This is a genomic window from Arthrobacter sp. TWP1-1 (genome assembly GCF_049897845.1).
GTDB lineage: Bacteria > Actinomycetota > Actinomycetes > Actinomycetales > Micrococcaceae > Specibacter.
Genome location: NZ_JAFCXC010000002.1, coordinates 490488 through 513802, shown reverse-complemented (window position 1 = coordinate 513802; position 23315 = coordinate 490488). Strand labels below are relative to the sequence as shown.

At 59.8% G+C, this 23315-nt stretch carries 23 protein-coding genes; 11 read left to right on the top strand and 12 right to left on the bottom strand.

Annotated elements, in window-relative coordinates; translation table 11 throughout:
• The first annotated feature begins 176 nt into the window (after positions 1-176).
• The 3 genes from leuA (at position 177) to ACP7B9_RS05670 (ending at position 3646) form a co-directional block, all read left to right on the top strand.
• Positions 177-1919, top strand: a complete 1743-nt coding sequence (leuA, locus tag ACP7B9_RS05680; RefSeq protein ID WP_425861541.1) for a 2-isopropylmalate synthase — start codon at positions 177-179, stop codon at positions 1917-1919.
• A 124-nt stretch (positions 1920-2043) separates the two neighbouring features.
• A complete protein-coding gene (recO, locus tag ACP7B9_RS05675; RefSeq protein WP_425861539.1) occupies positions 2044-2796 on the top strand; it encodes a DNA repair protein RecO in 753 nt (250 codons plus the stop codon).
• 112 nt (positions 2797-2908) lie between these two features.
• Positions 2909-3646 carry an isoprenyl transferase gene (locus tag ACP7B9_RS05670; RefSeq protein ID WP_425861537.1) on the top strand — a complete coding sequence of 246 codons (738 nt, stop codon included), beginning with the start codon at positions 2909-2911 and terminating at the stop codon, positions 3644-3646.
• On the opposite strand, the gene ACP7B9_RS05665 is transcribed toward ACP7B9_RS05670, so the two are convergent.
• Positions 3647-4750 (bottom strand): alpha/beta hydrolase, encoded by a 1104-nt coding sequence (locus tag ACP7B9_RS05665; protein ID WP_425861535.1) that lies wholly within the window; start codon positions 4748-4750, stop codon positions 3647-3649.
• Positions 4747-6420 (bottom strand): FAD-binding dehydrogenase, encoded by a 1674-nt coding sequence (locus ACP7B9_RS05660; RefSeq protein WP_425861533.1) that lies wholly within the window; start codon positions 6418-6420, stop codon positions 4747-4749. The genes ACP7B9_RS05665 and ACP7B9_RS05660 overlap by 4 nt, the downstream gene beginning before the upstream one ends.
• A 93-nt stretch (positions 6421-6513) precedes the next feature.
• On the opposite strand from ACP7B9_RS05660, the gene ACP7B9_RS05655 reads away from it, so the two are divergent.
• Positions 6514-7581 (top strand): quinone-dependent dihydroorotate dehydrogenase, encoded by a 1068-nt coding sequence (locus tag ACP7B9_RS05655; RefSeq protein WP_425861531.1) that lies wholly within the window; start codon positions 6514-6516, stop codon positions 7579-7581.
• Positions 7582-7837: 256 nt separating this feature from the next.
• On the opposite strand, the gene ACP7B9_RS05650 is transcribed toward ACP7B9_RS05655, so the two are convergent.
• Positions 7838-8842: an aldo/keto reductase family protein gene (locus ACP7B9_RS05650; protein ID WP_425861529.1), complete on the bottom strand. Its 1005-nt coding sequence runs from the start codon at positions 8840-8842 to the stop codon at positions 7838-7840.
• Positions 8843-8962: 120 nt separating this feature from the next.
• The gene (locus ACP7B9_RS05645) at positions 8963-9583 is read right to left on the bottom strand and encodes a DUF3043 domain-containing protein (RefSeq protein ID WP_425861527.1); all 621 of its coding nucleotides are present in this window, start codon (positions 9581-9583) and stop codon (positions 8963-8965) included.
• A 70-nt stretch (positions 9584-9653) separates the two neighbouring features.
• Here ACP7B9_RS05645 and ACP7B9_RS05640 point away from each other — a divergent pair, with 70 nt between their 5' ends.
• The 5 genes from ACP7B9_RS05640 to ACP7B9_RS05620 all read left to right on the top strand — a co-directional run bounded on the left by ACP7B9_RS05640 (position 9654) and on the right by ACP7B9_RS05620 (position 14754).
• Positions 9654-11093 carry a dipeptidase gene (locus ACP7B9_RS05640; RefSeq protein WP_425861526.1) on the top strand — a complete coding sequence of 480 codons (1440 nt, stop codon included), beginning with the start codon at positions 9654-9656 and terminating at the stop codon, positions 11091-11093.
• Between the two features lie 99 nt (positions 11094-11192).
• Positions 11193-11579, top strand: coding sequence for a HesB/IscA family protein (locus ACP7B9_RS05635; protein WP_425861525.1), 387 nt, complete (start codon positions 11193-11195; stop codon positions 11577-11579).
• 184 nt (positions 11580-11763) lie between these two features.
• Complete coding sequence (gene coxB / locus ACP7B9_RS05630; RefSeq protein ID WP_425861524.1) at positions 11764-12636, top strand: cytochrome c oxidase subunit II; 873 nt, start codon at positions 11764-11766, stop codon at positions 12634-12636.
• 13 nt (positions 12637-12649) lie between these two features.
• Entirely contained in the window at positions 12650-14353 is a 1704-nt protein-coding gene (ctaD, locus tag ACP7B9_RS05625) for a cytochrome c oxidase subunit I (protein ID WP_425861522.1), read from the top strand.
• Positions 14353-14754 carry a cytochrome c oxidase subunit 4 gene (locus ACP7B9_RS05620; protein WP_425861520.1) on the top strand — a complete coding sequence of 134 codons (402 nt, stop codon included), beginning with the start codon at positions 14353-14355 and terminating at the stop codon, positions 14752-14754. Before ctaD ends, ACP7B9_RS05620 begins: the two co-directional genes overlap by 1 nt.
• A gap of 120 nt (positions 14755-14874) precedes the next feature.
• On the opposite strand, the gene ACP7B9_RS05615 is transcribed toward ACP7B9_RS05620, so the two are convergent.
• Complete coding sequence (locus tag ACP7B9_RS05615; protein ID WP_425861518.1) at positions 14875-15162, bottom strand: HPr family phosphocarrier protein; 288 nt, start codon at positions 15160-15162, stop codon at positions 14875-14877.
• Between the two features lie 81 nt (positions 15163-15243).
• On the opposite strand from ACP7B9_RS05615, the gene ACP7B9_RS05610 reads away from it, so the two are divergent.
• Positions 15244-16023 (top strand): GntR family transcriptional regulator, encoded by a 780-nt coding sequence (locus ACP7B9_RS05610; RefSeq protein ID WP_425861516.1) that lies wholly within the window; start codon positions 15244-15246, stop codon positions 16021-16023.
• 196 nt (positions 16024-16219) lie between these two features.
• Here ACP7B9_RS05610 and ACP7B9_RS05605 read toward each other — a convergent pair whose 3' ends face one another.
• The 4 genes from ACP7B9_RS05605 to ACP7B9_RS05590 all read right to left on the bottom strand — a co-directional run bounded on the left by ACP7B9_RS05605 (position 16220) and on the right by ACP7B9_RS05590 (position 20538).
• Positions 16220-17893 (bottom strand): cytochrome b, encoded by a 1674-nt coding sequence (locus ACP7B9_RS05605; protein WP_425861515.1) that lies wholly within the window; start codon positions 17891-17893, stop codon positions 16220-16222.
• Positions 17894-17895: 2 nt separating this feature from the next.
• Positions 17896-18924, bottom strand: coding sequence for a Rieske 2Fe-2S domain-containing protein (locus ACP7B9_RS05600; protein ID WP_425861514.1), 1029 nt, complete (start codon positions 18922-18924; stop codon positions 17896-17898).
• A 95-nt stretch (positions 18925-19019) separates the two neighbouring features.
• The gene (locus ACP7B9_RS05595; RefSeq protein WP_425861512.1) at positions 19020-19808 is read right to left on the bottom strand and encodes a c-type cytochrome; all 789 of its coding nucleotides are present in this window, start codon (positions 19806-19808) and stop codon (positions 19020-19022) included.
• Positions 19809-19899: 91 nt separating this feature from the next.
• Positions 19900-20538: a cytochrome c oxidase subunit 3 gene (locus ACP7B9_RS05590; RefSeq protein ID WP_425861510.1), complete on the bottom strand. Its 639-nt coding sequence runs from the start codon at positions 20536-20538 to the stop codon at positions 19900-19902.
• A gap of 187 nt (positions 20539-20725) precedes the next feature.
• Between ACP7B9_RS05590 and trpD the strand changes: the two genes are divergently transcribed.
• Positions 20726-21790, top strand: a complete 1065-nt coding sequence (trpD, locus tag ACP7B9_RS05585) for an anthranilate phosphoribosyltransferase (RefSeq protein ID WP_425861508.1) — start codon at positions 20726-20728, stop codon at positions 21788-21790.
• Here trpD and ACP7B9_RS05580 read toward each other — a convergent pair.
• The 3 genes from ACP7B9_RS05580 to ACP7B9_RS05570 form a co-directional block, all read right to left on the bottom strand.
• Positions 21787-22521, bottom strand: a complete 735-nt coding sequence (locus ACP7B9_RS05580) for a copper homeostasis protein CutC (protein ID WP_425861507.1) — start codon at positions 22519-22521, stop codon at positions 21787-21789. The genes trpD and ACP7B9_RS05580 overlap by 4 nt on opposite strands.
• 6 nt (positions 22522-22527) lie before the next feature.
• The gene (locus ACP7B9_RS05575) at positions 22528-22809 is read right to left on the bottom strand and encodes an Lrp/AsnC family transcriptional regulator (protein WP_425861505.1); all 282 of its coding nucleotides are present in this window, start codon (positions 22807-22809) and stop codon (positions 22528-22530) included.
• 89 nt (positions 22810-22898) lie between these two features.
• Positions 22899-23291, bottom strand: a complete 393-nt coding sequence (locus ACP7B9_RS05570) for a DUF3054 domain-containing protein (protein ID WP_425861503.1) — start codon at positions 23289-23291, stop codon at positions 22899-22901.
• Between the last annotated feature and the right edge of the window lie 24 nt (positions 23292-23315).

The following is a 23315-nucleotide window of genomic DNA, read 5'->3' as shown; positions in this document are numbered from 1 at the left end:
ATCATCCTACGTGCCGTGCTAATCTAAAAAAGTGCGCACTGGAATGCTTCTTCTTAGCTGCCGCGGCGAGGCCTCGAACCCGTTGAATTGATCAACGCGGATGATGGCCACCCTCGCTGCGGTGTTTGTGTTGCCCGGCCGGCCCACTCGTTGAACAAGATTGAAGGTCACCTCCAATGCGAAATGCGCAAAAACCCTCTGGAATGCCCGTACACCGGTACATCCCGTTTCAGGATCAGATTTCGGTAAGTTTGCCTGACCGTACCTGGCCTGACAAGGTCATCACGAAAGCCCCGCGCTGGTGCGCCGTGGATCTGCGTGATGGAAACCAGGCCCTGATCGATCCCATGAGCCCCGGACGCAAGCTGAAGATGTTCCAGCTGCTGGTGAAGATGGGCTTCAAGGAAATTGAGGTTGGTTTCCCCTCCGCCTCCCAAACAGATTTTGACTTTGTGCGCCAGCTGATTGAGAGCGGACATATCCCCGAGGATGTCACGATCCAGGTCCTGACCCAGGCCCGCGAGCACTTGATCGAGCGGACTTACGAGTCCCTGGTCGGTGCAAAACAAGCCATCGTTCACCTGTACAACTCCACGTCGGTGCTGCAGCGTCGCGTCGTGTTCAACCAGGATGAAGACGGCATTTTGGATATTGCCTTGCAAGGGGCCCGCCTCTGCAAGAAGTACGAAGAGACCTTGGTCGATACGCAGATCACCTACGAGTACTCTCCCGAGTCCTTCACGGGTACGGAACCGGAGTATGCGCTGCGCGTATGCAACGCGATCGCCGACATTTTTGAGGCGTCTGCAGACAACCAGGTCATCATGAACCTGCCGGCCACGGTCGAAATGGCCAGCGCTAACGTTTACGCCGATTCCATCGAGTGGATGAGCCGAAACCTGCACCCGCGTGAAGGCATCATTCTCTCCCTGCACCCGCACAATGACCGCGGCACCGGTGTTGCCGCCGCTGAGCTGGGCTACCTGGCTGGCGCTGATCGCATTGAAGGCTGCCTGTTTGGCAACGGCGAACGTACAGGCAACGTTGACCTGGTGACGTTGGGTCTGAACATGTTCACTCAGGGCGTGGACCCCATGCTGGACTTCTCTGACATTGATGAGATTCGCCGCACGGTTGAGTACTGCAACCAGCTTCCCGTTCCGGAACGTTCCCCCTACGGCGGCGATCTGGTGTTCACCGCCTTCTCCGGCTCCCACCAGGACGCCATCAAGAAGGGTTTCGATGCCATGGCCGCTGACGCGTTGGCTGCTGGCGTTGACGTTGACCAGCACACCTGGGCCGTGCCGTACCTGCCTGTTGACCCGAAGGATCTGGGACGCAGCTACGAAGCCGTCATTCGTGTCAATTCCCAGTCCGGCAAGGGCGGGGTGGCCTACCTGCTCAAGAACGAGCACAACCTTGACCTGCCGCGCCGTGCGCAGATCGAGTTCTCCGGCGTCATTCAGAAGCAGACAGATACCGTCGGTGGCGAGGTCAGTGCCGCGGAGCTGTGGACCATCTTCAAGGATGAGTACCTGCCCGGCGAGAGTACTGACGAGCAGTGGGGCCATTACCGCATCGGCCCGTTCACAACCTCCGCCGACGACGATGGCGAGGTGACCCTGACCGCCAAGTTGACGATCGACGGCGTCGTCCAGAGTCGTACGGGAACCGGCAACGGTCCCATCGCAGCGCTGCTGGCCATCCTGTCCGAAGACGGCATGGACGTTCGCGTCCTTGACTACACCGAACATGCCCTGTCCGAGGGTGGCGACGCCCGTGCCGCAGCGTTCGTCGAGTGTGCCGTGGGTGAACGCGTGCTGTGGGGCGTGGGTATTGACGCCAACACCGCTACGTCGTCGTTGAAGGCTGTCATCTCGGCCGTCAACCGCGCTATTCGGGATATTCAGGCAAACTAAGCCCTCTTGTTCCTCCCTTCTTCGCCGTGGCAACCAGTGTGAGCTGGCTGCCACGGCGAAGGCGTTTAAGGCCCACGGTGCGTCCTCCGCCTGCGCAGGAGCCTAAAGGTGGGAGAATAGAGGAGTGTCCAATCAATCCTTTGCCGCTCGCACCTACCGTGATGACGCCGTGGTGCTGCGTACCCACAAGTTGGGTGAGGCGGATCGGATCATCACCTTGCTCACCCACCGGCACGGCCAGCTCCGTGCCGTGGCCAAGGGCGTGAGGCGCACTAGCAGCAAGTTTGGTGCCCGGCTGGAACCCTTTATGGTGGCAGATCTGCAATTGGTCAAGGGCCGATCCCTTGACATCGTGACCCAGGCCGTGGCCAGGGCCAGCTACGGGGATGCCATCGCGGCCAATTACGATCGCTATGTGGTGGCCGCCGCCATGACGGAAACGGCCGAACGGCTCACAGATGTTGACGGGGAAACGTCGACAGCGCACTATCTTCTTCTTGTGGGTGCGCTGGCCTCCCTGAGTCGAGGCGCACACGCTGCTGAGTTGATCCTTGATTCGTACCTGCTGCGGGCAGTCTCGATTGCAGGGTGGGCTCCCAGTTTTTCGGACTGTGCCCGCTGTGGCGAGCCGGGCCCGCACAGCGCGTTCAACGCGTCACTGGGTGGTGCCGTCTGCCATGACTGCAGGCCGCCGGGTTCTGCGGCACCTGCCCGTGAAACCATGAGCCTGTTGGGCAACCTCCTGAGTGGCGATTGGGCGGGGGCTGATGCCTCGATGAATATTCACCGACGTGAGGCCGCCGGTCTGGTGGCAGGATACGTGCAATGGCATTTGGAACGCACAGTGCGTTCCCTGAAACTTGTGGAGCGTGTGTAGGAAAATGGTGTTACAGAGCAGTAGCGTGAAGCGGCGTGGCAGGAACAGCAGCACTCGGAATAAGTCAAAACCGCCCGTGGTGGCACCGTGGTCACATGCGGGCGGGGCGGTCATGCCAGCCATTCCGGCCGAGCTCATTCCACACCACGTCGCAATCGTCATGGATGGCAATGGCCGGTGGGCCAATCAGAGAGGGTTGCCACGCGTAGAGGGTCACAAGGCAGGCGAGCCAGCGTTGTTGGATGTCATGGCAGGTGCCATAGAGATGGGCATCAAGCACGTCAGTGTCTATGCGTTTTCAACAGAGAACTGGAAGCGGTCTCCTGAAGAAGTTCGCTTCCTGATGGGTTTTAACAAGGATGTATTAAGACGTCAGCGCGATCAGCTCGATGCCTGGGGTGTTCGGATCCGCTGGGCGGGCCGGCGGCCCAAGCTTTGGGGCTCCGTTATCAAGGAACTTGAGGCGGCACAGGAGCACACGAAAGACAACGACGTCATCACTTTAACCATGTGTGTTAATTACGGGGGCAGGGCAGAAATTGCCGACGCCGTTGCCGAGTTGGCCGCCGATGTTGCTGCTGGGCGGCTCAATCCGAAATCCGTCAACGAGAAGACCGTTCAGAAGTACATGTACATTCCGGATATGCCGGATGTTGACTTGTTCCTGCGGTCAAGCGGCGAACAGCGGCTCTCCAATTTTCTGCTCTGGCAATCGGCTTATGCGGAGTTCGTTTTCATGGACACGCTGTGGCCTGACGTTGACCGCAGGACATTATGGGCGGCCGTGGACGATTATGCCCGCCGTGACCGCCGCTATGGCGGGGCCGTGGATGCGGCTGCGCAGGCCTAACTAATCCGCATACCCGCGGAGCCAACGCTCCAGCCGCTCGTAGGCATGCGTGCGGACCGGGGCGCTGGAGAGGAAGACCTCGTGCAGGGCGTCATCAATACGTTCAAGGGTCACGCTGTTGCCCAGGGACAAGGTGCGCAGCGCCAGTGAGCGCACGTCAAGAACCACATCCGCACGCAGCATTGCATCGCTCCATACAGGTCCCAGCATGCTCTTTGACGAGAGCATGACGAGTATGGGCATCGGTAGCCTGAGCCCTGCCGCGACTTCCTGCTGGGCAGCCAGGATGGCCCTCATCCAACCTGCCCGCACGGGAAAGGCACGTGGCGGGCGTAGCTTCTTATCCACGGGCCATTCGCCGTACGCGTCAGAGCTGATGCCGCGCCAATAGAAGGAACGTTCCGGCACTCGCATGCGCATCAGGGGACGCAGCTCAGCAAGCTGCACGAGGGGAGTGGCCGCACGTCGAATGGCCGGTCCTCCCTGGATCTCCAGCCAGGGACTGTTGAGGACTAGGTGGCTAACCAACCCGGGATGGTGGTGTGCCCATAACGTGGCCGTCAGCCCGCCGGTTGAATGACCCATTAAGATGACGGGGTGATCCGCGCCTGCCGACCCGGCGCCGCCTGACTCCTGGGCGATGACTGTGTGGGCGGCCATGATTTCGGCATCGTAGTCTGACAGATCGGCCACGTACCCGCCCAGTTCCGGTGAACCAAGGCTGCGGCCGTGGTTATGCAGGTCCACGGCGTAAAACGGGTGGCCCCGGCTCGTGAAAAACTCGGCCAGCCCGGTGTTGTAGAAGTAGTCACTCCAGCCATGGATATACAGTACGGGTTGGCGCGTAAGTGGCACGCCTGTGCCATAATCGGCGGGCCGGTGCCTGACCAACGTGGCCTGATAGGCGGCGTCGGCAGGGACATCGGCGATGCCGGGGACGGTGCCGCCGGGGACAACGCCTCCGGGGACATTACCGCCGAGGCGACCGCCAGCACGTGCGCCTCCGAACGGAGGGAGGACCAGCCTTGTCGCTTGGTAGTCGGGGCCCAGGATGTCAGGTACCCATTCGACGGCGTGAGGTGGCTGGGTCCGCTTGGGGCTCATGAGCTAGTGGCTCCGCCCGCATGGCGCCCAGCCGTGCGGCCGGAAAACAGGCAGCCGCCAAGGAAGGTTCCTTCAAGTGACCGGTATCCGTGCATGCCGCCACCGCCAAATCCGGCGGCCTCGCCTGCCGCATACAGTCCTGGGATCGGAGCGCCATCGGCGCCAAGGACCCGAGCCGACAAATCCGTGGTCAGCCCACCCAGACTTTTCCGCGTGAGTGTTGTCAGACGTACGGCAATAAGCGGGCCATGTTCGGCGGCCAACATGGGGTGTGGAGGGACCACACGCATTAACTTGTCCGTTGCGAAGCGGCGGGCCTCACGGATGGCATTGAGTTGGGAGTCTTTTCCCAATCCGCTATCCACCTGCCGGTCACGGGCCGCGAGGGTCTCATGCAGGCCCGTGGGATCGATCAGCTCGGTGCCAACCAGTGCGTTCATCTTCACGGCAAGTTCCTCCGCGGTGGCGGCTTGGACAAAATCGATGCCGGCGTCAAGAAACTTTTGCACGGGACCCGTGGCACCCGGGAGTGCACGCTTGGCAAGGAGCTTCACGTCCTTGCCCGTGAGATCGGGATTCTGTTCGGAGCCGGACAGGGCAAATTCCTTGCTGATAATGGTCTTGTTCAGCACAAACCAGGAGTGATCGTGTCCGGTGGTTTCCAGATGCCGGAGTGTGCCGAGAGAATCAAAGCCAGGAAAAAGGGGTACCGGCAGCCTGTGCCCGGTGGCATCCAACCAGAGGGGGGAGGGGCCGGAAAGAATGCGGATGCCGTGATTGGGCCAGACCGGATCTGGGTTGTGGATGCCCTCGGGGTAGTGCCACATGCGGTCCGTATTGATCAAGGCGCCGCCGGCACTGGCCACCGCCTGCTGGAAGTGGCCGTCCACGGATGCTGGTACACCCGTGAGCATGTACTCTGGGCCGGTTCCGCCTGGCCACTGCTCTCGGACCATGGGATGGTTGCCGCCAATCCCACCCGTCGTCACAATGACAGCGCCCGCGCTTACGCTGAAGTCGCCCACTACCTCCCGGCTGCTTTCGACCCCGCGTTCGACGGCGGATGGCGCCAAACGCTGTCCCCGCACCCCCGTGACCGAACCGGCGTCGAACATTAATTCTGTGGCACGGTGCCGAAACGCGTACTGGACCTTGCCGGCCTCGACGCCTTCTTGAAGCTTTGCAATGAACGGGGCAAGGATTCCGGGGCCGGTGCCCCAAACAACGTGGAAGCGGGGGACTGAGTTGCCGTGGCCTTGAGCGTCGTAGCCGCCGCGCTCGGCCCACTGCACCAAGGGGAAGAAGCGGACGCCAAGGGCGTGGAGCCAGGCACGTTTCTCGCCAGCGGCAAAGTCAACATAAGCCTCGGCCCAGCGGCGCGGCCATTCGTCCTCGGGGCGGTCGAAGGCGGCCGAACCCATCCAGTCACTGAGCGCCAACTCGGCCGAGTCCTTCACTCCGAGGCGGCGTTGCTCGGGAGAATCAACAAGGAAGAGGCCGCCAAAGGACCAGTGTGCCTGGCCACCAAGAGACGCCTCCGGCTCCTGATCAAGGATGAGTACCGTCCGGCCAGCGTTGTAGGCCTCCGCTGCACTAACCAGCCCGGAGAGACCAGCTCCGACCACCACAACGTCCGCGTGCTGCCACATTTCACCATCATTGGTTTCCATGTGGTCATGCTAACCCGCTTTTCGCACTCGAGTATGTCGGCAAATCACAGTTGGCGTTTTGCAGATGTGGCGCGGAACCGGAAAACTAGAGGTATGCGCATATATCCCACATTTTTCCGTGTCTGTTTTGCTTGGATGGACGCCGAAAAGGCCCACAAGATCGGGTTTACCATGATCAAGGCGAGCCATGCGGTGGGAGCCGGTGCGGTTCTGCGCCGCATGTTCGCACCGCCGTCGTCGCTGCAAACTGAAGCTTTCGGCCTCACCTTTCCCACTCCGTTCGGCCTGGCCGCAGGATTCGACAAGGAAGGCAAGGGCATCAACGCCCTCGCCAATCTGGGTTTTGGCCACGTTGAAGTGGGCACGATTACCGGCCAATCGCAGGCCGGGAACCCTCAGCCGCGGCTGTTCCGCCTCGTGGAAGACCGAGCCGTGATCAACCGCATGGGCTTCAACAACGACGGCGCCGCAGCCGTTGCGCCCCGCCTCAAGCAGGCGCTGGCCGGCTTGGCCAAGAGCTATTCCGGCGTGCGTCCCATTGTCGGCGTAAATATTGGCAAGACCAAGGTCGTTGAGCTTGAGGACGCGCTGGGGGATTACCTCATCAGCGCCCGCACGCTTGCTCCGTCGGCCGATTACCTTGTTGTTAACGTCAGCTCGCCCAACACCCCCGGACTGCGTCTCCTCCAGGACGTGGCCACGCTGCGTCCCCTCTTGGCGGGCGTTCGTGGGGCCGCCGATGGCGCCGCCGGCCACCATGTTCCACTCCTGGTCAAGATCGCCCCCGACCTAGCCGACGAGGACGTGGCGGACGTTGCCGCACTGGCGCTGGAACTGGAGCTCGACGGAATTATCTGCACTAACACCACCATCAGCCGTGATGGCTTGAGCAGTCCGGCCGCCATGGTCGAAGAGAAGGGGGCAGGCGGACTCTCCGGCGCGCCTCTCAAGGCCCGCTCACTTGCCGTGCTGCGCCAGCTCAAGGGCATCGTGGGCGACAAGCTCACGCTTATCTCGGTGGGCGGCGTGGAAACCGGCGCCGAGGTCCAGGAACGGATCGACGCCGGGGCCACCCTGGTTCAGGGCTACACCGCATTCCTCTACGAAGGACCCTTCTGGGCAGCCCGCATTAACAAGGAACTGGCCGCCCTGCGCAAATAGCTGTCCCGTGGCTGGCTCCGGCGCCGGACCGCCGTTTTCCGCCCGGCTATCCGACGATCGGCCGCGGGCGGCCTCCGTCTCCTTTACGCCGGGCTATAAAAACGCTGGCTCCGTCGCCTCTTCTGCCAAGGTCCCGTGCAGACAGGGGCAGGAGCTGGCATTTTTTGTAGGCGACGTAAAGGAGACATCTAAGGCCGCCCGCGGCCGTGGTGTCGGATAGTCGCCGGAAAAATGGCGGGCCTGCCGCTGTAGGTGACTACGCCACTCGCGTGGGCGGGCTTTGCGTTTTGGCTGGGTCGTTGACGATGCTCGAGGCCAGGGCCGTGTCGATGGCGGCCATGAGTTCGGCCGGAATCTTTACACCTGAGGCCTTGACGTTTTCGGCAACCTGCTCGGGCCGTGATGCGCCGACGAGGGCCGTGGCCACGTTCGGATTTTGCAATACCCAGGCGATGGCCAACTGGGGCATGCTCAGCCCGAGTTCCTCGGCGATGGGACGCAGCTTTTGGACGTTGCTCAAGATATCGTCGTCGAGGAAGGCCGCAATGGTGTTCTTGCCGCCTTGCTCGTCAGTTGCGCGCGATCCAGCCGGAAGCGGCGCACCCGGAAGGTACTTTCCGCTGAGGACGCCCTGCGCCATGGGGGACCAGACAACTTGGGACATGCCAAGGTCAATGGAGGCCGGGATGACCTCGGGCTCGATCACTCGCCACAGTGCTGAGTACTGCGGCTGATTGGAAACCAAGGAAAAGCCTGCTTCTCGCGCCAATTCCTGGCCTGCACGCAGCTGCTGGGCGTTCCATTCTGAAACACCAATGTAGAGTGCCTTCCCGGACCGGACCACGTCAGCAAAGGCATGGATGGTTTCTTCCAGAGGTGTTTCGTAGTCGTACCGGTGTGCTTGGTAGAGATCGACGTAATCCATGTTGAGGCGGCGCAGGGAGTTGTTGATGCCCTCCATGATGTGCTTGCGCGACAGGCCGGTATCGTTCGGCCCCTTGGGGCCCACAGGCCAGTAAACCTTCGTGAAAACCTCCAGCGATTCGCGGCGCTCTGAGGCGAGGGCGGCACCCAAGACCTCCTCGGCCGCGCCGTTGGCATAGGCATCAGCCGTATCAAAAGTGGTGATGCCGGCGTCCAAGGCGGCACGAACACAGGCGGTGGCGACGTCGTTCTCCACCTGCGATCCATGCGTGAGCCAATTGCCGTAGGTGATTTCAGTGATTTTCAGGCCGGACCGGCCGAGGTAGCGATATTCCATTCCTCCACCCTAGTCATCATGAGAGCTGGATCACGTCAAGGCAACGTTCGGTTAAACGACCGTGCCGGCCGCTTCCGAAAGGAAGCAACCGGCACGGTTTGAAATTTGGGAGGGTGTTGGTCAGGAAGGCCATTCTCCGCGCTTGACCATGGGCTTGGGTAGGCGCAGGCGGCGGAACTGCATGGACCGCATGCTGCCGTACCAGACAACGCCGGGGTCAACAGATCCGAACTTGGCCGTGATCTGTCGCTTGAGCTTGCGCGACATCAGCCACGTGTCGATGGCCACGAAGGCCACCATGACCCAGAATAGGCCGAACACGATCAGCTGGGAGTCGTTTGCACTGCCATCTGCATTACGGGTGGGGATCACGACGGTCAGCAGAACAATGGCCAATGCCGCGAACATGACGAACTCACCCAGACTGAACCGAGCGTCGACGAAGTCGCGGGCATAGCGTTTCTGGGGCCCCTTGTCGCGGATCGGCAGGAAACGTTCCTCGCCGGTGTCCATGGCACGCCGCATGCGGGCCTGCTCTTCGCGCCGCGCATCACGAGCGATAACCTTGGCGGCCGCACGATCGTTCGGAACCAGGGGGCGCTTGCGTGCCTCTTCCTGGTCCTTACGCGAGGGTGTGGGCACACCTTTGGCTGATCGCGGGTCCTTGGACCGGGCAATCTGCTCGTCGGAGGCAGGCGTTACCTGCGGGTCAGGGGCTTGATCTTTCTTACGTCCAAACACCCGTACAGAATACCCTGTGCCGGGCCTGCGCCTTGACCGCCGTCACTTTTTCGGCGGTAGTCTGGAAAACATGACCCCTCAAGATTCATCCGCCACAACTTATGGCGCAGAACTAACAAACATCACCGCAAAGCTCCCCACCGCGGAGCTGCGCCAATCCGTAGCGGCGAACTTCGCTGCAACTGTTGGCGAACTGGTTGACCTCGTGGCCATTCCGGGCATCGCATGGGAAGCCTTCGACGCCAGCCAGCTCGAGCGCAGTGCCGAGGCCGTAGCGGCGCTGATCCGTTCCACAGGGCTTGACGACGTCCAGATCCTCCGAGTTCCCAATGCCGACGGCGGCCAGGGCGGGCCTGCCGTTGTTGCTAGGAAAATCGCGGCACCAGGCCAGCCTACGGTGGTGCTTTATGCCCACCACGATGTACAGCCTCCCGGAGACAATGGACTCTGGGACACCGAGCCATTCACGGCCGTTGAGCGCAACGGCCGCCTGTACGGACGCGGCGCAGCGGACGACAAGGCCGGCATCATGGCCCACATCGCCTCTTTCCGTGCCATCACCGAAATCCTTGGTGACACCTTTGGTGTTGGCGTTACCTTCTTTATCGAGGGTGAAGAGGAAGCCGGTTCCCCCACCTTCGACACTTTCTTGCAGACGCACCGGGAACTCTTGGCGGGCGATGTCATCATCGTGGCCGATTCGGCAAACTGGAAGGTTGGCGTTCCTGCGTTGACTACCAGCCTGCGAGGTCTCGTCGACGGCACTGTCGAGGTGCGGGTGAGCGATCACGCCGTTCACTCGGGCATGTTCGGCGGACCCATCTTGGACGCACCTACTCTTCTTGCCCGTCTCATTGCCACCTTCCACGACGAACGCGGTTCCGTCGCCGTCGACGGCCTGCACCATGGTGGGGAAACTGTGGTGGATTACCCCGAGGACAGCTTCCGTGCCGACGCTGCCGTGCTCGACGGCGTGCAGCTTGCCGGGCAGGGCAGCATCACCTCACGACTGTGGACCCAGCCGGCCTTGTCCGTTATTGGTATGGACATCCCCTCGGTCGATATGAGTTCAAACACATTGTTGGCCTCGGCTCGAGCAAAGATCAGCCTTCGCATTGCACCCGGTCAGGAACCTGCGGCCGCGTTGGCCGCCCTTGAGGCGCATGTGATCGCCCATGCACCCTTCGGCGCACAAGCCACCTTCACGGCCGGCGAGGCTGGGCAGCCGTTTGCCACGGATACGCATGCACCGGCAGCTCAGGCAGCGCTTTGGGCCTTGGGGGAGTCATGGGGCGTGGACGCCGTCGAAACCGGCATGGGCGGATCCATTCCCTTTATTGCCAATTTGAAGGCAACCTACCCGGACGCCCAAATTCTCGTCACGGGCGTCGAAGATCCCGATTCCAGAGCGCACAGCGCCAATGAATCGCTGCACCTTGGCGATTTTGAGAAGGCCATCGTTGCACAGGCGATGCTCCTTGCTGCCATCAACAACGGAGCACTTGGGTAGGTGCGGGAACACAACCCCGCATCCGCCTGTTGTCATTAGTTAGCGCCCGTGCCGGGCTCGACGTAGCATTGTTGTAGTACCCCCACGTTAGGAAATGCCATGACTGCAAATGTCCACGAAGAAACCTCAACGCCTGCCTCGGCAGAAGCTGAGCTGCCCACCCATGGTGTGCTGATCACTGATGTTGCTGCCGGTAAGGTCCGCAGCCTCTTGGAGCAAGAAGGCCGCACGGACTTGCGCTTGCGCGTAGCCGTCCAGCCCGGTGGCTGCTCGGGCCTCATCTACCAGCTGTACTTTGACGAGCGCATGCTCGACGGCGATGCTGTGCGTGACTACGACGGCGTTGAAGTTGTCATCGACAAGATGAGCGTGCCGTACCTCGATGGTGCAAGCATCGACTTTGAAGACACCATTTCAAAGCAGGGCTTCACGATCGACAACCCGAACGCCGGCGGCTCTTGCGCCTGCGGCGATTCGTTCCACTAACCAAGACTTCTACTCGATGTAGAGCTGCGCGGAGAAGTTTCTCGATGGACATTCGACGCACGGAGGGTTTGGTGCGCTTTTTGCGCGCCATAGCGGTAAGCTCTACATCGAGTAGTAAAACCCATTGAGCTCCAGCGGTCCCAGAGGCCGCCGCTGAGCGTAGTAACAAGAGGAAGGGCCGTCTGTGAGTTCGCAGGACCGAACCGGCAGCCGACGCGCAAAAGTCATCCCCATAGCTGGGTTGTCTATTGCCGGAGCGTTAGCTTTGTCAGGATGCACGGCAGAGAGTAAGAATGGCTGGTTGCCATCTACGCCTGATATCACCAATCACACAGCAGGAATCATTGACCTCTGGGTCAACTCCTGGATCACGGTTTTGATTGTCGGCCTGATCACCTGGGCCTTGATTATCTGGTGCATCATTGCTTACCGTCGTCGCAAGGGTGCCACTGGCTACCCGCGGCAGACAAGCTACAACCTCCCGTTGGAGATTTTTTACACGTTGATTCCGCTGTTCATGGTGCTGGTGTTCTTCCACTTCACCAATGTTGAGCAGGAATCGATCAACGCACGCGTTGACAACCCGGATGTCACGATTGACGTCCGCGCCAAGCAGTGGTCTTTTGACTTCAACTACTTGGAGGGCAATGACATCAAGGAATCCGTGTATTCCGTAGGTGTCCAGGCTGAACTGGACGGCAAGCCGATCGACAAGTCGACGCTTCCCACCCTGTACCTGCCCATCAACCGTACGGTTGAGCTTCAGCTGAACTCACGCGAAGTGATTCACTCCTTCTGGGTTCCGGCATTCCTCGATAAGAAGGACATGCTCCCCGGCAAGACGAACTACATGACCCTGACGCCGACGGCGCTGGGCGAGTACGACGGCAAGTGCGCCGAACTTTGCGGTGAGTACCACTCGGAAATGCTGTTCAACGTTCACGTTGTGACGCAGGAAGAGTTTGATGCTCGTCTCGCCGAGTTGAAGGCCAAGGGCCAGACTGGCTCCATCGGCCAAGAGTATGACCGTAATCCTAACCTGAACGCAACGAAGTAGGGGGGAGAGGAAAGTGTCTACGCTCGAGTACTCGGCGACCGAAGTGAATTCGGCCGCACCTAGGGTTGTTCCGGTATCCAAGGGACGCATTGTCGTCAACTGGATCACCTCAACAGACCACAAGACAATCGGTTACATGTACCTGATTGCATCATTTATTTTCTTCTGCCTCGGCGGCGTTATGGCGCTCGTCATCAGGGCGGAATTGTTTGAACCCGGTATGCAGATCCTGCAGACCAAGGATCAGTACAACCAGCTGTTTACTATGCACGGCACCATCATGTTGCTCATGTTTGCAACACCGTTGTTCGCAGGCTTCGCCAACGTCATCATGCCTTTGCAAATTGGTGCACCTGACGTTGCCTTCCCGCGGTTGAACGCGTTGGCCTTTTGGTTCTTCCTGTTCGGCAGCACGATTGCCGTTGCCGGCTTCATCACCCCTCAGGGTGCTGCAGCCTTCGGTTGGTTTGCCTACGCACCGCTGTCCAACACAACGTTCAGCCCCGGTGTGGGCGGTGACTTGTGGGTCTTTGGACTTGCACTGTCAGGTTTCGGAACCATTCTCGGTTCGGTCAACTTCATCACCACCATCATCTGCATGCGCGCTCCGGGCATGACCATGTGGCGTATGCCGATCTTCACCTGGAACACCCTGGTGACCGGTATCTTGGTCCTCATGGCGTTCCCGCCGCTGGCAGCAGCCCTGTTCGCACTCGGTGCAGACCGACGGTTCGGTGCACATATCTTTGACGCAGAATTTGGTGGGGCCATGCTGTGGCAGCACCTGTTCTGGTTCTTTGGCCACCCAGAGGTTTACATCATTGCTCTGCCGTTCTTCGGCATTGTCTCGGAGATCTTCCCGGTCTTTAGCCGCAAGCCGATCTTTGGTTACAAGGGTCTTGTGTTTGCAACCATCGCTATTGCGGCCTTGTCCGTAACTGTATGGGCTCACCACATGTACGTGACCGGCCAGGTTATGCTGCCGTTCTTCTCGTTCATGACGATGTTGATCGCAGTACCCACGGGTGTGAAGTTCTTCAACTGGATCGGTACCATGTGGCGGGGCTCGCTGACATTCGAGACTCCCATGCTCTGGAGCCTCGGCTTCCTGATCACCTTCCTGTTCGGTGGTTTGACCGGCATTATCTTGGCCTCACCGCCATTGGACTTCCATGTTTCGGATACGTACTTCGTGGTTGCACACTTCCACTACGTGGTCTTTGGCACCGTGGTGTTTGCAATGTTCGCTGGCTTCTACTTCTGGTGGCCTAAGTTCACCGGACGGATGCTTAACGAGCGCCTTGGCAAGATCCACTTCTGGCTCTTGTTCCTCGGTTTCCACGGAACCTTCCTCATTCAGCACTGGCTGGGTGTCTTGGGTATGCCGCGTCGTTACGCCGATTACATGATTGAAGACAACTTCACCTGGATGAACCAGTTCTCCACGATTTCCTCGTTCGTACTTGGCGCCTCGATGATTCCGTGGTTCTGGAATGTCTACATCACCTGGCGCAGTGGCAAGAAGGTCGAAGTTGACGATCCTTGGGGCTTTGGTGCCTCACTGGAGTGGGCAACATCCTGCCCGCCGCCGCGTCACAACTTCACCTCGCTGCCCCGCATCCGTTCGGAGCGTCCGGCCCTGGATCTTCACCATCCAGAGCTTGCCCCGCACTACGTGCCTGCACCGGTCGCCGCATCCTCGAAGGGAGCTAAATAGTGAAAATCGAAGCATGGTTGTTCTTGCTGCTCGGCATCTTCTTCGTCCCTGTGGCCACCGTTTACGGCTTCATGGTGAACTGGAATGAGCACGTTGGCTACCTCGCCATCTTCCTAGTTGCAGGCTTGTGCCTCATGATCGGCGTCTACATCTACTACACGGGTAACCGTGTTGGTCCCCGTCCCGAGGATCGTCTGGATGCCGAAGTTCACGAAGGTTCCGGCGAACAGGGGCACTTCAGCCCCTGGAGCTGGTGGCCGCTGGTTCTCGGCTTGGCCGCTGCTACGAGCTTTTTGGGCGTCGCAGTTGGATGGTGGATCTTCCTCGTTGGTGCGGGCCTTGCGGTCATCGCCCTTGTCGGTTGGGTCTACGAGTACAGCCGCGGAGACCACGCACACTAGCGTGATTTAGTTAGCAAAAAGGATGGTCCCTCACCGCTCGGTGAGGGACCATCCTTTTTGTGTTTAAGCCTTGTGATTGAGCTTGACAGATAAACGGCGTGTATTCAGCCGTGTGCCGTCTTAGGCGGGGTCGGACAGATCGGTGTCCAGCAGGACCGCCAAGCTGTCCACGGCGGCCTCTATGGACGCCTCATCGGCATCACAGGAGCTGACGCCAATGACCAGTTCTGAACCGTATTCGAAGTCTGCACTCATGACTGCAAGGAGCGAACGGGCATCGATGGCCGCCATGCCTTCCTTGGCTAAGGTAATGGGAAGGCCGGTGCGATTCACGGCTCGAACAAACACAGCGGCAGGACGGGCATGCAGGCCGACGCTGGCCGCCACTGTGGCTTTCCGGGTGTACATGGGTTGACTCCTTGAGACGATAGATGTGCTGTATAGAGAGTAGTCGTGTTTTAGGCTGGTACTGGCAAACGAAGGAGTTTCATGGGCTATTTGGTACCGCCGGCGAAAGACATCCCGGGGGAGTTGGACAGGAACGCACAGGTGTCCGTCCATATTCAGTTACGAGAGTTGCTGCGCAACTACGTCCAGAACCACAGCAAGGCAGAACGCCAGCTTCCCTCTGAGCGGGACATGGCCGAACATTTTGGTGTTGCTCGCATGACGCTGCGCCACGCCGTCGAGGCCCTCGTTGAAGAGGGGCTGCTGGAACGAGTAGTGGGTATTGGCACCTTCGTGGCCAGAGCCAAGTTGGACGTGACCTTGAAGCTCACCTCCTACTCAGAGGAAATGGCTCGGCGCGGTATGCGGCCGTCGGCAAAGACACTCGCGTTTGAACAAATTCCAGCAACCGCCCGCCTGGCCAGGGAACTGCAGATAGAGGAGGGGCAGCACGTCATCCGTCTGCGTCGACTGCTCCTGGCCGATGAGGAGCCAATGAGTGTTGACGAGAACTTCATCCCCGCCTGGCGCGTACCGGGCATCCTGGATGCCGGACCGCCGTCGTCCCTGTACAACGTGTTGGGGGAGCGTTATGGGCTGGTGATCGAGTGGGGTGAGGACATCATCGAGGCCAATGCTGCAACGCCGTCAATTGCGCGCCTACTTAAGGTTGACGTTGGTGCACCTGTCCTGAGGACAGAACGGCATGCCTTCGTGTCGCGGTCAACCGTTGACTATTCGGTCTCCTTCTACCGGGCGGATCGCTACAAGCTGCGTGTGCCCCTCCAGCGGCCCGGTGTTCGCACCCGGCGCATGTATTAGTCCTTCCCGCGGCAACGCGCACAGGGGCCTGTTGCGCCCTCCCAGCGCGACGTGCTGCGCGCTTCCGGGACTGCCAACATCGCTGGCGCACATGACAGCAAACATGATGGCACAACAAAAAGGCTGTGGCCCGGCTCCCTTTCGGGATGCCGGGCCACAGCCTTTGTCTATGACGCTATTAGTGCATTAGAAGCTATTAGTGCGTTACTGCCTTGTTGTCATCAGTGCCGGCCTCGATGGCTTCGTGATGGTGACCGGCTTCCAGCTCTGAAGGTGTAGCCGGGGCTACACGGTCCTCGAAGAAGAAGCTGCTCAGCTTGGCGCGCAGATTTTCCTTCTTGGTGACAATCCCGTTTTCGTTCGGGATGCCCTCCTCAGCAACGGGAGACTCGTAACCAACCAGCTTGTAGCGCTTGTAGTCATCGAGCTGTGCGTGAATTTCCTGGAACTCACCGTGCGGCAGGCGTACGATTCGTCCAGTCTCACGGCCGTGCAAGGCGATCTCGCGGTCCTTACGCTGCAGCGCCAGGGCTACACGCTTGGTGACGATGAAGCCAAGTACCGGGCCGATGAAGAACAGCGCACGCAACCAGTACGTGACATCGTTCAGGGCCACGTGGAAGTGGGTTGCGATCAAGTCGGAGCTTGCGGCTGCCCACATGACGCAGTAGAAGATGAAACCTGCAACACCAATACCGGTACGGGTCGGCGCGTTACGCGGGCGGTCCAGTACGTGGTGCTCGCGGTTGTCGCGGGTTACCCAACGCTCAATCCACGGGTAGGTGAACAGCAAGGTGAAGACGATGCCTGCAGGGATCAAGGCCGGGCCAAGAACGTTGAAGGTCAACGTGTTGGTGCCCCACGGCAACGGGATGTTCCATTCCATGGGAATGTTGAACAGCCAACCCGGCATCAAGCGCAAGGCGCCATCTACCCAGCCGATGTACCAGTCAGGCTGGGTGCCTGCGGAAACGGGGGAGGGGTCATACGGGCCGTAGTTCCAGATCGGGTTGATCTGGAAGAAGCCTGCGATCAGGGCAATGATGCCGAAGACGATGAAGAAGAAGCCGCCAGCCTTTGCAGCGTATACCGGGCCGAGGGGGTAGCCGACGACGTTGCGGTCGTTGCGTCCCGGGCCGGGGTACTGCGTGTGCTTGTGGACAACAACCATGAACAAGTGGATGGCAACCATCAACAAGATCATGGCCGGAACCAGCATGATGTGCATCATGTACAGGCGGCTGATAATGGCCGTTCCCGGGAACTCTCCACCAAAGAGGAAGAAGGAGATGTACGTTCCAACGATCGGGATGGACTTGACCACACCGTCGATGATGCGCAGACCGTTACCGGAAAGCAGATCATCGGGAAGGGAGTAGCCGGTGAAGCCTGCAGCCAGTGACAGGATGAGCAGCACACCGCCCACAACCCAGTTGAGTTCGCGGGGCTTGCGGAACGCGCCGGTGAAGAACACACGAAGCATGTGCACCGAAACAGCAGCTACGAAGAGCAGCGCTGACCAGTGGTGAACTTGGCGCATGAACAGGCCGCCACGAATCTCGAAGGAGATGTCAAGGGAAGAGCTGTACGCTACTGACATTTCCACGCCCTTGAGGGGAACGTAAACGCCGTCGTAGTGGGTTTCTGCCATGGACGGATCAAAGAAGAACGTCAGGAAGGTACCCGAGAGAAGGAGAATGACGAAGGCATACAGTGCCACCTCGCCGAACATGAATGACCAGTGGTCGGGGAAGACCTTCCGGCCGAATTCGCGCAGGATCCCTGAGCCGCCAACGCGCTCATCAACAAAGTTGGTGATGCGACCAGTGGAGGTCTTAGGTTCGAACGGAGTTTGAGTTGCTGCAGACATGTTTAGCCACGCTCCCAGAAGCTCGGTCCAACAGGTTCGTGGAAGTCGCTCTGGGCGACCAGGTAGCCATCGGCATCTACCGTGATGGGCAGCTGCGGCAACGGACGGACGGCCGGGCCAAAGATGACCTTGCATTCCTGCGTCAGGTCAAACGTCGACTGGTGGCAGGGGCACAGCAGGTGGTGCGTCTGCTGCTCGTACAGAGCAACGGGGCAACCAACGTGGGTGCAAATCTTGGAGTAAGCAACGATGCCGTTGTAGCTCCAGTCCTCGCGACCTTCGGACGGGTTGAGGTCTTCGGGCTTGAGGCGCATCAACAACACAACGGCCTTAGCCTTGGCGTTGAGCTTGCCTTCTTCAAGGTCATTCAGGGATTCCGGAATGACGTGGAAGGCGGAGCCGATGGTGACATCTGAAGCCTTGATGGGTGTTCCGTCAGGATCGCGAGCAAGACGCTCGCCTTCCTTCCAGAGCGTGTGGCGCAAGGTGTCACCCGGCAGCGGGCCGAGGTCGCGGAAGATCGCAATAGCAGGCAAGGGAGCCAGCGCTACTGCGCCGATGAGCGTGTTGCGGATCAGCGGGCGGCGCTTGATGCCAGTCTCATCGATGATGTCATCGATGATCTTGACGGCTGCCTGACGATCTTCTTCGCTACGGATCTCATGACGTTCTTCGGCCACTTCGTGGTCAGGCATGAGGGCGCGGGCCCAATGCACAATGCCCGTTCCGATGCCGAGCATGGCAAATGCCACGCCCAAGCCCAGGAACGTGTTCTGGATACGCAAGGTAGCGATGGTGTCATCGAGACGAACACCAAAGTAGCCAACGAAGAACAACAGCGTGCCCACGATGGAAATAATGAACAGCCATGCCACCTGGCGCTCGGCGCGCTTTGCTGCCTTGGGGTTCGTATCAGCCAGTCGCAAACGATGTGGAGGCAGTCCCGGGTCCTGGAACTTATCCACCTCGTCGTGACCAGCCTTAGCTACGGCGGCCGAGCTTGTCGGCGTGCCGTCACTATGGTTGCCCATAATCCCCTCATCCTTCTCTTATCCCGGGAGTACCGGGGTCGTAATGTATGTTTCTCGCGGCTGCTACTGCAGCCAAAATCTGTAGTCTGCTGGTGCTACGAGGTTCGCGACGTCAGCCAGACGGTGAAGCCGATGATGACACCCAAAACTGCCGTCCAGATGAACAGGCCTTCGGATACCGGACCCAGTGAGCCAAGCTTGGCACCGCCGGGGTTGCCCTGGTTCTCGATGGTGTTCAAGAACGTGATGATGTCGCGCTTGCCATCGGGGCTGATGTTGGCGTCATTGAAGACCGGCATGTTCTGCGGTCCCGTAACCATGGCGCTGTAGATGTGGCTGTTGGACACGCCTTCCAGCGACGGTGCGAACTTGCCACGGGTCAATGCGCCACCGGCGGCGGCAGCATTGTGGCACATGGCGCAGTTCACGCGGAACAGCTCGCCACCCACGGCAGCGTCGCCTTCGCCGTCGATGTACTCTTCGGCCGGCAGGGCCGGTCCGTCACCCAATGTGGCAACGTAAGCAGACAGTTCGCGGGTCTGCTCAGTGGTGAACTGGGCAGGCTTCTTGAGTGCCTGAGGTCCCTGCATTTGCATGGGCATGCGGCCCGTGCCGACCTGGAAGTCAACAGCAGCAGCGCCAACGCCAGCCAAGGACGGTCCTGCGTCCGTGCCGCTAGCGCCAATGCCATGGCAGGTGGCGCAGTTGGCAACAAAGAGCTTTTCGCCCTCTTCTACCTGCTGTGCCGTAAAGGTGGTGGTATCGGCCTTGGCTTCATTCACGGTTGTGACAACGGCGTATAGCCCACCTGTCAACATGAGCCCCAAAACTAGCAGCGCTAGTGCGGCCAGCGGATGACGTCGCTTCTGCGAAAGTGCCTTCACTTGGTGGTTCCTTTGATCTATATCCAGCAGCCCCGGGTGAGGGCCGCAAATGCTAATTCTTACCTTGGGAGAAGAAAGCTCTCTGTCCGGCTTACTTCAGTACGTAGATGACCAAGAACAGGCCGATCCACACGACATCCACGAAGTGCCAGTAGTAAGAAGTCACGATCGCGCTGGTGGCTTCGAAGTGTCCAAACTTCTTGGCCGCGTAGGCGCGTCCGATGATGAGGAGGAATGCGACGAGTCCGCCAAGGACGTGCAGGCCGTGGAAGCCAGTCGTCATGTAGAAGGCAGAGCCATACGGGTTGGAGTTCAGTGTCACGTGCTCGGAGGTCAGCATGGCGTATTCGGTCGACTGACCGGATACGAAGATTGCACCGAGGACGAAGGTCAACAGGAACCACTCCGTCATTCCCCACTTGGAGAACGCGAAGCGACTTCCGGTGCGGCGAGGCCGAAGGTTCTCAGCGGCAAACACGCCCATCTGGCAGCTAAATGAGCTCGAAACCAGGATGAGAGTGTTAACCAGAGCGAACGGGAAGTTCAGCTTGGCCGTTTCTTCAGCCCACATTCCACCTGTGGTGGAACGCAGCGTGAAGTACATGGCAAAAAGGCCGGCGAAGAACATCAGCTCACTGGACAGCCAAACTACGGTTCCTACAGAAACCAGGTTCGGTCGGTTCAGCGTCGGATGCGCCGGGGTACTGGGGGCATGGGTCGCAGTTGTCACATAGACATTATGTCTATAAAACCCCAGAGTTCCCAATGCAAAACTCCGATTCAAGGATCTTTTTCTACAAACTTGCGAAATTCCGGTGTATTCACAGCTTGGATCCAGCTGCCTATGCACAAGGGCGCGTCTTGTGTCAATGGTCACAAATGCCGGACAGGTCTCAGTTTGGACTAACATTTGGAAAGTGAATCCTCTTCCCAACGCCCCAACCGAGACACCCACCTGGCCAAATCTGATCGCTGCCTTGATTGCAGGGGAGAACCTCAGCCAGGAGGATACGGCCTGGGCCATGAACACGATTATGGCCGGGAATGCCACGGATGTGCAGATCGCGGGTTTCTTGGTTGCCTTGCGTGCCAAGGGTGAAACCGTTGCCGAAGTCACTGGCCTTGTTGAGGCAATGTTGTCCAATGCCCGCCCGCTGCACGTTGACCGGGATGCCCTAGACATCGTGGGCACCGGAGGGGACCGGCTCAATACCGTCAATATTTCCACCATGGCAGCCTTGGTCTGTGCGGGTGCCGGTGTCACGGTGGTCAAGCACGGTAACCGGGCGTCATCCTCGGCGGCCGGATCGGCGGACGTGCTCGAGAGCCTTGGTGTGCGCCTGGATATGCCATTGGAGCTTGTGGCCAAGTCGGCAACTGACGTTGGCATCACTTTTTGCTTCGCCAATTACTTTCACCCGTCCATGCGCTATGCCGCGGTGGCGCGAAAAGAAATTGGCGTTCCCACAGCCTTTAATTTCCTCGGCCCGCTGACCAACCCCGCCCACGTAGTCGCCTCGGCCATTGGTGTTGCCGATGCCCGTATGGCTCCATTGATTGCAGGAGTTCTAGCAGCCAGAAATGTCCGCGCACTTGTTTTCCGAGGCAGCGACGGACTTGATGAACTGACGACGACGGGCACCTCCACGATCTGGGAGGTGCGGGAAAACGGGGTTACCGAGAGTCACTTCGATCCCTTGGACCTTGGTATTGCACGTGCCACCATCGAGGACCTTCGAGGCAAGAACGCGGAATACAACGCTGAGGTGGTTCGCAGGATCCTTGACGGTGAGCGTTCACCCATCCGTGATGCCGTCCTGTTGAACGCGGCAGCCGGGCTTGTTGCCTACGACGCCTCCTCGTCCGGGACACTGCTTGAGCGCATGAAATTTGCGTTGGCTCGAGCTGAAGCTTCCATCGATGGTGGAGCCGCCGCCAACATTCTCAAGTCCTGGGTGGAACTCAGCAGGGGCCAGGCCTAGGAAAAGGCCAGCGCGGCCCTTCCGGCTTGATTGACCAAGTCCGGATCCGTCACGAAGTAGCTGGGGTCCTCCATTAGGGTGGCCCCGGTCATGGGGGACGGTGGCGCAACATTGACCGTTCGTTTGGCCGACAGGTGGACATCGCTCAACCCGGCATCGCGGAATAAGGAAAAATCGCCGACGTCGACGCCGCCGCCGGCCATAACGGTCAACCGTCCGGCCGCCACCTGATGCATGGCCTTCAATTGGGACAGGCCGTCGCTGGCTCGTGCTGCTCCGCCTGAGCTCAAGATGCGTTGCACCCCAAGGCTTGCCAGGAGCGGAACGGCCGTGACGGCGTCGTCCAGGGAAAGATGGTCAATCGCCCGGTGGAAAGTAATGTGCATTCCGGCTGCTGCGGCGACAAGAGTCTCCACGGTTGCGAAATCGATGGCATCGTCAGCAGTCAAGGCGCCAATGACAACACCGGTGGCACCGGCGTCGTGCATTTCCTGGATTTCGGCCACCATCAGCTCAACGGTGGCCTTGTCGTAGACGTAATCGCCCGGACGGGGACGTATCAAGGTGTGGACCGGCAGCGCTGGCTCGGCGCGTCGAACGCTTTTCAGGAGTCCCTGCGAGGGCGTCAAGCCGCCGAGCTGCAAGGCGCAGCAAAGCTCAATCCGGGCCGCCCCGCCGGCGGCAGCGAACCGCGCGCCCGGGACATCCTGGACGGCAATTTCCAGCTGCACGAGTGTTTAGTTGTCGATGCCGAGGGAAAATGCGGCGTCGAGGTCATGCTGGGAGTACGCGCGGAAGGAGATCTGCGTTGTGGTGGAGACAACTGACTTGACCTTGGAGAGTTTGTCGGCGATGACATCTGCCAGGTCTTCATGCTTCTGGACACGCGCAATGGCGATCAGGTCCCATTCGCCCGTCACCGAGTAAACCTCGCTGATGCCGGCAAGCTCGGAAATTTCTTGGGCGGATTCAGGGATCCGGGTGGCATCAGTTTTGATCAGTACAAAAGCGGTGATCACAGGAGGGTCCTTATCTTCTGGTGAAGGGTCTTGTGGCGGGAAGGTGGCTCATCTTGATCGTATCCCAAGCCACGCAGGGTTCACGGGGTTTACGGGCGGGACGAGCGCTTCGCCACGAGCCGTGCGATGCCCCGGTGGCCCAGCAGGAAGATCCCTAGAACAACTGTTGCCACGATGACGAACGGGACTTCTGCCGTGCGTCCGGAAAGAATGCGCAAAGCCATGCCGCCGGCCACGGTGATGAGCCATAGGCAGACGCCCTGGGGCCAGATCATCAACGGTGCTTTCCACGTGCGGCACACGAGCCAAGCGATGGCCAGAGAAACCAGGAAGGGCCAGGCCGTCATGAAGACGCCACCTGCCGTGAGGGCTTCGCTGTGGGAGCTGCGTCCGGAGGCGGAGAAGATGATCACCAGCACAATATCGGCAATAGCCGCATAGAGGAGGTGTTGGGGACGGGGTGTAAGTTTCGATTGCGTCACCTAAAGGATTTTAGTCCTAAACCA